Origin of the sequence: Albidovulum sp., from assembly GCF_008933605.1 — a bacterium.
In the GTDB taxonomy this organism is placed as follows: Bacteria; Pseudomonadota; Alphaproteobacteria; order Rhodobacterales; family Rhodobacteraceae; genus Albidovulum.
In genome coordinates this window covers 1-9,447 of sequence record NZ_WBUS01000120.1, presented here as the reverse complement: position 1 = coordinate 9,447, position 9,447 = coordinate 1, and the positions used below count along the sequence as shown (strand labels likewise).

The 9,447-nt window shown below is 71.3% G+C and carries 10 protein-coding genes and 2 pseudogenes; 5 read left to right on the top strand and 7 right to left on the bottom strand.

Annotated features, from left to right (window positions below; translation table 11 throughout):
• Window positions 1–11 precede the first annotated feature (11 nt).
• The 3 genes and pseudogenes from F9K34_RS14175 to F9K34_RS14165 form a co-directional block, all read right to left on the bottom strand.
• Window positions 12–1,238: an MFS transporter gene (locus tag F9K34_RS14175; RefSeq protein ID WP_291337621.1), complete on the bottom strand. Its 1,227-nt coding sequence runs from the start codon at window positions 1,236–1,238 to the stop codon at window positions 12–14.
• Between the two features lie 127 nt (window positions 1,239–1,365).
• Entirely contained in the window at window positions 1,366–1,941 is a 576-nt protein-coding gene (locus F9K34_RS14170; protein ID WP_291337620.1) for a YceI family protein, read from the bottom strand.
• A 160-nt stretch (window positions 1,942–2,101) separates the two neighbouring features.
• Window positions 2,102–2,707 (bottom strand): annotated as a pseudogene (locus tag F9K34_RS14165) (ImuA family protein); the annotation flags it as partial.
• Between the two features lie 176 nt (window positions 2,708–2,883).
• Between F9K34_RS14165 and F9K34_RS14160 the strand changes: the two are divergent.
• Window positions 2,884–3,927, top strand: a complete 1,044-nt coding sequence (locus tag F9K34_RS14160) for an aldo/keto reductase (protein WP_291337618.1) — start codon at window positions 2,884–2,886, stop codon at window positions 3,925–3,927.
• Here the strand turns inward: F9K34_RS14160 and F9K34_RS14155 are convergent.
• Window positions 3,921–4,895 carry a GlxA family transcriptional regulator gene (locus F9K34_RS14155; protein WP_291337617.1) on the bottom strand — a complete coding sequence of 325 codons (975 nt, stop codon included), beginning with the start codon at window positions 4,893–4,895 and terminating at the stop codon, window positions 3,921–3,923. The genes F9K34_RS14160 and F9K34_RS14155 overlap by 7 nt on opposite strands.
• A 101-nt stretch (window positions 4,896–4,996) precedes the next feature.
• On the opposite strand from F9K34_RS14155, the gene F9K34_RS14150 reads away from it, so the two are divergent.
• The gene (locus F9K34_RS14150; protein ID WP_291337616.1) at window positions 4,997–5,491 is read left to right on the top strand and encodes a lipocalin family protein; all 495 of its coding nucleotides are present in this window, start codon (window positions 4,997–4,999) and stop codon (window positions 5,489–5,491) included.
• Between the two features lie 9 nt (window positions 5,492–5,500).
• Here F9K34_RS14150 and F9K34_RS14145 read toward each other — a convergent pair whose 3' ends face one another.
• Window positions 5,501–6,130 (bottom strand): FMN-binding negative transcriptional regulator, encoded by a 630-nt coding sequence (locus F9K34_RS14145; protein WP_291337615.1) that lies wholly within the window; start codon window positions 6,128–6,130, stop codon window positions 5,501–5,503.
• Window positions 6,131–6,211: 81 nt separating this feature from the next.
• Window positions 6,212–7,075 (bottom strand): helix-turn-helix domain-containing protein, encoded by an 864-nt coding sequence (locus F9K34_RS14140; RefSeq protein WP_291337614.1) that lies wholly within the window; start codon window positions 7,073–7,075, stop codon window positions 6,212–6,214.
• Between the two features lie 100 nt (window positions 7,076–7,175).
• On the opposite strand from F9K34_RS14140, the gene F9K34_RS14135 reads away from it, so the two are divergent.
• From F9K34_RS14135 to F9K34_RS14125, 3 genes are read left to right on the top strand one after another with little or no spacing between them, the layout of a single operon-like run.
• Window positions 7,176–7,391, top strand: a complete 216-nt coding sequence (locus F9K34_RS14135) for a DUF2061 domain-containing protein (RefSeq protein ID WP_291337613.1) — start codon at window positions 7,176–7,178, stop codon at window positions 7,389–7,391.
• Window positions 7,384–8,280, top strand: a complete 897-nt coding sequence (locus F9K34_RS14130; RefSeq protein WP_291337612.1) for a fatty acid desaturase — start codon at window positions 7,384–7,386, stop codon at window positions 8,278–8,280. Before F9K34_RS14135 ends, F9K34_RS14130 begins: the two co-directional genes overlap by 8 nt.
• 37 nt (window positions 8,281–8,317) lie before the next feature.
• On the top strand, window positions 8,318–9,211 hold the full coding sequence (locus tag F9K34_RS14125) for a DMT family transporter (RefSeq protein WP_291337611.1): 894 nt from the start codon (window positions 8,318–8,320) through the stop codon (window positions 9,209–9,211).
• A 13-nt stretch (window positions 9,212–9,224) separates the two neighbouring features.
• Here F9K34_RS14125 and F9K34_RS14120 read toward each other — a convergent pair.
• Window positions 9,225–9,447 (bottom strand): annotated as a pseudogene (locus F9K34_RS14120) (DNA mismatch repair protein MutT); the annotation flags it as partial.

The window sequence follows — 9,447 nt, the reverse complement described above, 5'->3', positions numbered from 1 at the left end:
GGGACGCGCGGCTAGCGGTCGCCCCCGCGCGGCCGGCGCAGCAGCCGTCCGATCAGGAACGACGTGCGTGGCGTGTAGACATAGGGCGTGCGATCGGCGGGGGCCGGCCGCGCGCGCATCCGGACGAGCCCGAAGGCCACGAGCGCCACATGCGCGAGGGCGATGAAGGCGAACATGGCCGAGGGCCCGTAGGCCTCGATCAGCGCCGAAGCCAGGAGCGGCGAGGCGATGGCCCCCACGGCGTAGAGGAACATGAGCGCGGCCGAAAGCTCCACCCTCTCGCTGCTCTCGGCGAAGTCGTGGGCATGGGCCGTCGAGATCGAATAGACCGGCAGCGTGGCCGCGCCGAAGGCCGCCGCGGCGGCGAAGACCGCCACCGTGCCGAGACCCGAGACCGCGACGGTCAGCGCGCAGGTCGCCGCGGCGGCGACCGAGGTGCCGATGAGGACATGGCGCCGGTCGAAACGGTCGGCGAGCCATCCGACCGGGAGCTGCACCACCGCACCGCCGATGACGAAGGCGGCGAGGAAGAGCGCGATCCGGTCGGCGGAGAGCCCGACCTCGATGCCGTAGATCGGGCCCACCATGCGGAAGGCGGCCGTGGTGATCCCCGACACGACGACACCCATCGAGGCGAGCGGCGAGCGCGCCCAGGCGAGGCCGGGCCGGAGCCGCGGCGCGGGCGGCATCGCGGGCTGTTCGGCCCGGCTGACGGTCACGGGCAGGAGGGCGGCACAGCAGAGGATGGCGAGGAGGTTGTAGGAGAAGTAGGCCGCGGGCGCGAGCACGCCGATGACGAGTTGCGCGCCGAGCGAGCCGAGCGTGTCGACGATCCGGTAGAGCCCCATGGCGCGGCCGCGCACCTCGTTGGTGGCGCGGTCCTGAAGCCAGGCCTCGATCACCGTGTAGCAGCCGGCGACGCAAAGGCCCGAGAGGGTGCGCAAGGCCGCCCAGGCGACGGGATCGACCATCATCATGTGGGCGATGATCCCGATCGTTCCGGCGGCGGTGAAGGCCGCGAAGGCGCGCGAATGGCCGACCGTGCCCACGAGCCGCGGCGCCCACCAGCAGCCGATGAAGAAGCCGAAGAAATGCGCCGAGCCCAGGAGCCCGATCTCGGCCTTGGAGAACCCCAGCGCCACGCCGGAGAGCGCATCGAGCGGCGCCACCCCGCCGGTCCCGAGCTGGAGGAAGATGATCGAGAGGAAGAGGGCCGCGAAGGAGAGGAGGAGGCGCATCGGTCCGGGCTTTTTCTCCGGCCACCATGTCGCCCGGGCGCGCGTTTGCCCAGAGCCAATCGCCGCGCGCGGACGATTTCCCCGCGGTTTCGCGGCCGCGGGCCGCGTCCGCCGCAGTCCGGTGCCCTCAGCCGGCGCGGAGGACGTGGAGGAGGATCCTGAGCCGCACGGCATCGCCGACGCTCCCGGCATGGCCCGATGCGCCGAAGGCCGCGCGGCTGATCGTGCCGGTGATCAGGACCGTCAGATCGTCGCGCACGCCCGGGTCGCTGCCCGGCGGCCGGTAGATCACGGCATCGAGCGTCACCTCGCGCGTGACTCCGCGGAGCGTCGCCTGCCCGGTGACGGTGACACGGCCCTCGCCGGCGCTGGCCACGCGCGTGTTTTCAAAGCGGATCTGGGGATGGTTGGCCGCGTCGAGCACGCTTTCGCCCATGATCGCGCGCGCCGCGAAGGGGATGTTGGAGCGGGCGCGGTCGGCGCGCAGCACCACCGCGAACCGGCTGTTGGCGACCCGTTCGAAGTCGATGGCAAGGTCCGCCTCGGCTACGGGCAGGCGGGCGCGGACCACGGTCCGGCCATAGTCGGCCTCGGCGGTGACGGCAGAGCCTTCGGGGTCGTAGGCATAGGCGACGGGCGCGGCGGCCGCGGGGCGGGCGATCCCGAGGGCCAGGATGAACGCCAGGACGAGGCGGCGGCGCATGGGCGTTCCTTGCGGTCGGCGGCGGTTGTCGAGGGGCATTCTAGCGCTCCTGCCGCGCCCCCGCATCACGTCCATCGGTCCGGTCGGGGCCGGTTTCCGCCGCGGCGGGTAGCTGCGCGAGGGTGAAGCCGGCCCGTCGCCCGTCTCCTCCTGCCTTCTCTGCGCGGGGTTCCGCCTCCATTCCGGCGCTGGCGCGCAGGCTCCAGCATGCCGGCGGCCCGTTCCGCGACCTGAGAAGGTCGAGCTGCCATCCGCTCTGCCCGGCGCGATGGCGGGGCGCGAGGCGCCAGCGGCTCTCCACGCCCTGCGCGCCGCCGTCGCCGGGCGTCAGGACCAGCCCCGTCGGCACCTGATGCCCCTCGCGCGCGCCGGTCTCGGCCGCGAGCTGGAGCCGGCGCACCGGGGTCAGCCGGGGCGGTTCGGGCAGTTCGGCGACGACGAGCGGCGTCGCCGCGCATCTGAGCGCCTCCTCGACGCACCACAGGAGGTCCTCGGGCCGGCGCGGGGTGGCGAAGAGCAGCCGGCCGGGCTCGATGAAGGCGACCACGCCTTCGGGAAAGAGCCGCTCCGGCATCCAGCCGGGACGGATCCAGAGGACCGGCCCCTTTGTCGCCCTTGCCGCCATGAGCGCGAGCGTCCGCCGGGCGGGGCCGCAGAATTCATGCACCCGCGCCCGGGCGAGCGAGAGCGCGCCGAGGAAGGGCAGGGCGCCGCGCGCCGGCCCGTCGCTCTGCCGGATCAGCCGGGCGAGGTCATTAGTCGTCATGGCCGGAAGATTACGATGTTCCCGATATGTTCTCAATTCCGGTCTTGATGCGGCGGTACGAGACTTTCGCCCCTCCCGCACGACCGGCCTTCATATCCGCGTGAACGCGGCGGACGCCGGCACTTGCCTTCGTCCCTCCGCCCCATAGTCTGGGGCGCGGAAGCGAGGAGGTCGACATGCGGCAGGTGGTTCTCGGCGCCGGTGGCCCGGCGGTATCCGCGCTGTGCCTCGGCACGATGACCTGGGGCAATCAGACGCCCGAGGCCGAAGCCCATGCGCAGATCGACATGGCCCGCGCGGCCGGCGTGAACTTCATCGACACCGCGGAGATGTATCCGACCAACCCGGTGCGCCGGGAAACCGTCGGCCGGACGGAGGAGATCATCGGCAGGTGGGTCGCGCGGGGCGGCCGTCGCGCCGACTGGGTGATCGCCACGAAGATCGCGGGCGAAGGGTCCGTTGCGCGCGAGCCTGGCGAGGTCATCGACGCGGCGTCGATCCGCAGGGCGCTCGAAGGCTCGCTCCGGCGGCTCCGGACCGACCATGTGGACCTCTACCAGTTCCACTGGCCGAACCGCGGCAGCTACATGTTCCGCCAGAACTGGTCCTTCGACCCGCGCGGGCAGGACCCTGCGGCGATCCGCGCCAACATGGTGGAGTGCCTGGAGACGCTCGCCGCGCTGAAGGCCGAGGGCAAGATCGGCGCCTTCGGGCTGTCGAACGAAAGCGCCTGGGGCATGGCGCAGTGGATCGGCCTGGCCGAGGCCGGGCACCGACCGCGGCCCGTCTCGCTGCAGAACGAGTACTCGCTGCTCTGCCGCCATTACGACACGGACCTTGCGGAGCTCGGCCACAACGAGGGGATCGCCCTCATGGCCTTCTCGCCGCTTGCGGCGGGGCTCCTGACCGGAAAGTATCAGGGCGATGTCATCCCGCCGGGATCGCGGCGCGCGGCCAATCCGGGACTCGGCGGCCGGATCACCCCACGGGTCTGGGGGGCGGTCGCCGCCTATCTCGACATCGCGGCCAAGGCAGGCCTGGACTCCGCGCAGATGGCGGTGGCCTGGACCCTGACGCGGCCCTTTCCCGTGGTGCCGATCATCGGCGCCACGACGCTGCCGCAGCTTGAAAACGTGCTGAAGGCGGCCGACCTGAGGTTGCCCGAAGATGTCATGACCGCCATCGCGGCGGCGCACCGGGCACATCCGATGCCCTACTGACCGCGCCGGAGCGCCGAGGCCGTCCTCGCGAAACGGGCGCGGAAGGCCCGGGCGAAGGCGGCCTGGCCGGCGAAGCCCGTGCGCAGGGCGATCTCCTGCAGCGGCAGGCGGGTGTCGGTCACCATCCGCCGGGCCTCGTCGAGCCTGAGGTCGCGGAAGAAGCGGCCCGGACTGGTGCCGAGGTGATCGGCAAAGAGCATCTCGAGCCGCCGTGGCGAGAGTCCGACCCGTCGCGCGATCTCCGCCACTGCGGGCGGGTCCTCGACCGCGCGTTCCATGATCGCGATGGCCGCGCCGAGCGCGGGGTCCGCGCGGGCGAGGCGCGCCGCGGGCACGGCCTGCTGCGGCACCGCCGGCCCGTGGACGGGTTCGTAGAGGAAGGCGCCCGCGACGCGCAGCGCCAGTTCCGCGCCGTGCCGTGCCCGGATCAGGTCGAGCATCATGTCGAGACAGGGCGCCGCGCCCCCTGTGGTCACCATCGGCCCCGAGACGACGTAGCGGTCCCGCCGCACGTCGACGCGGGGGAAGCGGTCGGCGAAGGTCTCGAGGTCTTCCCAGTGCACCGTCGCCGCGCGACCGTCGAGAAGACCGGCGAGGGCGAGGAACCAGCTGCCGCCGTCGATCCCCACCATGGCGCGCAGCCGCGGCGCGAGCCGGCGGAGGCGGGCGAGGAGCGCCGGCGTCGCCTGTTCGATCAGCCGGAAACCGGCCACGATCATCAGCACGTCCATCTCCGCCCGGTCGTCCAGCGGCTCCGCCGCCACGTCGAATCCGGCGGTGAGCGGAACGGAGGCGCCCGAGGCCGAGTGGAACCGCCAGGTAAAGAGTGCCCGCCCCGCCCGCCGGTTGGCCGCGCGCATCGGATCGACCGAGGCCGCGAGCGAGAGCGCGTTGGTGTCGGCCATGACGAGGATGCCGACCGCGAGCGGCGCCGCGTCCGGCGCGAAGATGGTCCGTTCGTGTTTCATCAAGAGTTTCGTATTCGGACAAGCGGCGCCGCACAAGCCGACGCTTGCATCCCGAAAGCCCAGCGATGAGTGTGGAAGGGCCCTGAACCGGAGCCCTGCCGATGCGTCCTCTGCCCTCGCTGGCACTGATGGCCACCCTGGCCGCCTGCAGCCCGGCCCCCGAGGAGGTCGGCCTGCGCAATACCGAGGCGCCGATCTCCTCGAACGCGAGCTTTGACGCGCGCCGTTTCGCCGACGTCTGGCACGTGGCCGCGACCTATGGCGACGAGGCGCGCTGCGGGCCGCTCGCCGAGACCTGGGTGCTGACCGGAGCGGCGGCCTATCGCGTCACCGGCACGGCCTGCGGCCCGCGCGGTGCGCGCGCCTTCGCGGCCGAGGCGCGGGTGACGGGTCCCGGCAGGATCACCCGGGGGGACGAGGAGCTCTGGGTGCTCTGGGTCGATGCGGACTACCGCGTCGCGGTCGTCGGCACGCCCTCGGGACGCTTCGCGCGGGTGCTGTCGCGCACACCCAGGGTCCGGCCGGACCTGATGGAAGCGGCGCGGCGCGTGCTCCAGTTCAACGGATACGATCCGGCCGGGCTGCGGGCGATCTGACCCCCGCCGTCAGGTCGGTCCGGTCCGGCGGCGCGCCATGCGCCCCGCCATCCCGCCGTGGCCGGTCGCCCTCAGCCCCTCCACCGCCCCCTGGTGGTCGCGCTCGTCGCGGTTCTGGCTGAGCTTCGACTTGGCCAGTGTCCGGCGGACGTCGACCCGGAAGGCGACGATGCTGGCGAGCATCGTCTCCATGTAGTCGGCTGGGGCGTCGGCCATCCGCCACGCCGCTTCGCCATTCACCCGCCGCTCGTGGAGGCGCGTCAGAAGACCCACCGCAGCGCGCTTCGCATGGTCGTCGTGCTGAAAGGAGATCGTGCCGTAGACATGGACGGCCTGGTAATTCCAGGTCGGCACATGGCGGTGGTGCTCCGGTTTGGAGGGGTAGAAGTTCGGCGAGACATAGGCATCCTCGCCCCGGAAGACTGCCAGCACCTCCTGCCCGCCCGCAATCAGCCTGTGCATGTCGTTTGCCAGGGCCACATGCCCGATGAGCGCGCCGTCGCGCCCGGCGAGAAGCGGGATGTGGTTGGCGATGAGCCCTTCGGGCGTCGCGGCAACAATGCAGGCGAGCGGGGCCGCCTCCATGATCGCGGCGATCTCGGCCGCGTCGAGTTCCTGAAAGTGGGGCGGGATGTACATGCGAGCCATTCCTTTCCGGGCGCCGTACCGCGAATCTGCTTGACGCCCACGGGAATGGCAACCCGGCCGGGTGCCGGACGCTCAGAGCCCCTGTTCGGCCGCGAGCCGATCGAGCAATGCCGGGAAGTCCCGCGCGCCGATTTCCGCCTCGCGCACGAGCCAGTCGAAGTGCTGGGCGAAGCTGGCCACCCGTGCGCTGTCTCGGAAGGCGATGTAGTGCCGTCCGAGGTAGAGGACCGCGAGGAGGGGTCCGAAGACCGTGACCGGCGCCGAGAAGACGCGCCGGGCGTCGAAGAGGTAGATGCGCAGGCCGGGGTAGAGCTCGCCATAGAGGTTCCTCAATCGGGCGATCTGCTCGGCCCGGATCGCCGCGGGTAGGCCACGATAGTAACCCTCGGCCCGGGCGAAGGCTTCGAGTTCGTGGATCGCCACCGCCATCTCGTAGTCGGAGCCCGACCGCGCCATCCAGGCGAGACGGTCTTCCGACGCGCCGATCGCCTGTTCGGCGGTCCGGCCGAGCTGCGGCTCGTATTCCCAGCGCAGCATGGCGCGGGTCTTAAGCATGTCGGGAAGCGTCGCCGGCACATGGCGGATCTTGTACCCCGCCGCTTCCTGGTGCCAGCCGAAGATCGTCTCGTCGATGAGCGCGCGCGGCGCCTCGGTCATCGTGAGCGAGGTGGCGAGGAGGTCCGCCAGCCGCTCCGGCCTTTCCGTCAGGCCGAGCAGCCAGTCGGCGGAAACGCCGAGCGCCGCGGCGCATTCCGCCACGAGCTGCGCATTCGGCAGCCGCGCCCCCTCGCCGGACAAGAGTTGCGATACGGTCGAGCGGTCCACGCCAACGTCGCGCGCGAGCCCGCTCTGCGTCACGCCCTTTTCGGCCATCGCGCGCGCCAGCCGGTCGCGGAAGAGGCCGGCGCGGTCGCGTTTGTCCACAATACCTTTCATATGGTTAGAAAATACACATTTGCTGAGAAATGTTAATCATATTCGGAATTCGCAATTCCTGCGCGGCCGCGTTCACTGGGGTTCGGGGGAAGGTGCGGAAATGGATACACGATGGCGGACGTTGCTGAAGGCGGTTCTGTGGAACCTCCTCGGCCTCCTGACGATGAGCCTCGTCGGGCTCGCGATGACGGGATCGGTGGCGCTGGGCGGCGCGATGGCGGTCGCCAACACCGCGATCGGCTTCGTGGCCTATGTCGGCTACGAACGGCTCTGGGCGCAGGTGCGCTGGGGCCGGGGGGAGCGGTCGCATGGCTAGGATCGCCGAGACGGTCGAATGGCCGACGCTCCTCCTCATCGCCGCCTGCTACGCGCTCTGGGCGGCGGCCACGACCTGGACGGCGGCGCTATGGCTGCCCCTCGGCGTCGCGCTCCTGGCGCTGGCCGTTACGCTTCATTCCTCGATCCAGCACGAGGTGCTGCATGGCCACCCGTTCCGCTCCCGCGGGCTGAACGAGGCGCTCGTCTTCCTTCCGGTCGGGCTCTTCTTTCCCTATGGCCGGTTCCGCGACCTGCACCTCGCGCATCACCGCGACGAACGGCTGACCGATCCCTATGACGACCCGGAGTCGAACTTCCTCGATCCCAAGGTCTGGACGGGACTGCCGCGCTGGCGGAAGCGGCTGCTGCGGCTCAACAATACGCTTCTCGGGCGCATGGCGATCGGCCCCGCGCTCTCCATCGTCGCGGTCCTGCGCGACGACGCTCGCGCGATCCGGCAGGGCGACCGGCAGATCGCCCGTGACTGGGCGCTGCATCTCGCGGGGCTCGTCCTCGTGGGGCTCTGGATCGCGGTCGCGCCGATCCCGCTCTGGGCCTACGTCCTCTCGGCCTATCTCGGGATGTCGCTGCTGAAGATCCGCACCTTCCTCGAGCACCGCGCACATGAAGAGGCGCCGGGCAGGACGGTGGTGGTGGAACAGGGCGGCGTGCTCGGCTTTCTCTTCCTCAACAACAACCTGCACATCGTGCACCACACGAAGCCGCGCGTCGCCTGGTATCGCCTGCCCGCACTCTACGCCGCCGAGCGTGAGGCGTTCCTCGCCCGCAATCACGGCTATCGCTACCGCTCCTACGGCGAGATCTTCCGCCGCTACTTCTTCCGGGCGAAGGATCCGGTGCCGCATCCGCTCCGGCCGGGCAACTGAGCTTCCGCTTCGTCGCTGCCCGTGACAGAAGGGGCGCATGAGCCTCTGGGTCCTCTTCACGCTGGCGGCGGCGGCGCTGCAGACCGTGCGCTTCATGCTGCAAAAGCAGCTCAGGGGCGCGGGGCTCTCGACCGGCGGGGCGACCTTCTCCCGCTTCCTCTTCGCGGCGCCGATCGCCTGCGGCCTCGCCGCGGCGGGGCTTCTGCTGACCCGCGCCGCGCCGCCCGAGCCGAGCCCGGGTTTCTGGGCCTATGTGACGCTGGGGGCCCTCTGCCAGATCGTCGCCACCTTCCTCACCGTCGCGCTCTTCGCGCTTCGCAACTTCGCCGTCGGCGTGGCCTTCACCAAGACCGAGACGGTGCAGGTCGCCGCCTTCTCCGCCCTGATGCTCGGCGAGCGGGTGAGCGCGTTCGGCTGGGCGGCGATCCTGACGGGCTTCGCCGGCGTCCTCCTCCTCTCGAAGGCGCCCGTGGCGGGGGCGCGCGTCGTCGGCCGCGCGGCACTCTACGGCGTGCTGGCGGGGGCGCTCTTCGGCCTCTCCGCCATCGGCTACCGCGGCGCGACGCTCGCGCTTCAGCCGCTGCCGTTCTTCTTGCGCGCGCTCCTCGCCCTCGCCGCGGCGACGGTGATCCAGACCGTGCTCATGGCCGCCTGGCTGCGCTGGCGCGAGCCCGGCGAGATCGGGCGCGTCCTCGCGCGCTGGCGGCGGACCGCGCTGGTCGGCGTGACCGGCAGCCTCGGCTCGCTCGGCTGGTTCGCTGCCTTCGCGCTCCAGAATGCCGCTTACGTCCGCGCGCTCGGCCAGGTGGAGATCGTCTTCACCCTCATGGCCTCCGCGCTGGTCTTCCGCGAACGGCTCCATCTGCGCGAGGCTGCCGGAATCGCCCTGGTCATCCTCTCGGTCGTGGCCATCGTCACGGGCTTCGGCTGAGCCGGTGCCGCGATCACACCAGCCGGCGGAAGAGCGGCTCGGGCCCCGAGTTGTCGAAGAAGGGTACCGACTCGGGCTCGCCGCCTCGGGCGAGAAGGGCGCCGACCTCGCCGAGGACGACTTCGGTGATGAGGGCAGGTTGAGCCGCCGCGCCTCGGCAAGGGGCACCCGGTGCAGGTGCGACAACTCGTCCGCCGCGCGCGAGAAATCGTCGGGGTCGCCCGGCAGGGCTGTTG

Coding starts and splice junctions, on each gene's coding strand:
- F9K34_RS14175 (WP_291337621.1), bottom strand. CDS start 1,238: ATGCGCCTCCTCCTCTCCTTCGCGGCCCTCTTCCTCTCGATCATCTTC.
- F9K34_RS14170 (WP_291337620.1), bottom strand. CDS start 1,941: ATGCGCCGCCGCCTCGTCCTGGCGTTCATCCTGGCCCTCGGGATCGCC.
- F9K34_RS14160 (WP_291337618.1), top strand. CDS start 2,884: ATGCGGCAGGTGGTTCTCGGCGCCGGTGGCCCGGCGGTATCCGCGCTG.
- F9K34_RS14155 (WP_291337617.1), bottom strand. CDS start 4,895: ATGAAACACGAACGGACCATCTTCGCGCCGGACGCGGCGCCGCTCGCG.
- F9K34_RS14150 (WP_291337616.1), top strand. CDS start 4,997: ATGCGTCCTCTGCCCTCGCTGGCACTGATGGCCACCCTGGCCGCCTGC.
- F9K34_RS14145 (WP_291337615.1), bottom strand. CDS start 6,130: ATGTACATCCCGCCCCACTTTCAGGAACTCGACGCGGCCGAGATCGCC.
- F9K34_RS14140 (WP_291337614.1), bottom strand. CDS start 7,075: ATGAAAGGTATTGTGGACAAACGCGACCGCGCCGGCCTCTTCCGCGAC.
- F9K34_RS14135 (WP_291337613.1), top strand. CDS start 7,176: ATGGATACACGATGGCGGACGTTGCTGAAGGCGGTTCTGTGGAACCTC.
- F9K34_RS14130 (WP_291337612.1), top strand. CDS start 7,384: ATGGCTAGGATCGCCGAGACGGTCGAATGGCCGACGCTCCTCCTCATC.
- F9K34_RS14125 (WP_291337611.1), top strand. CDS start 8,318: ATGAGCCTCTGGGTCCTCTTCACGCTGGCGGCGGCGGCGCTGCAGACC.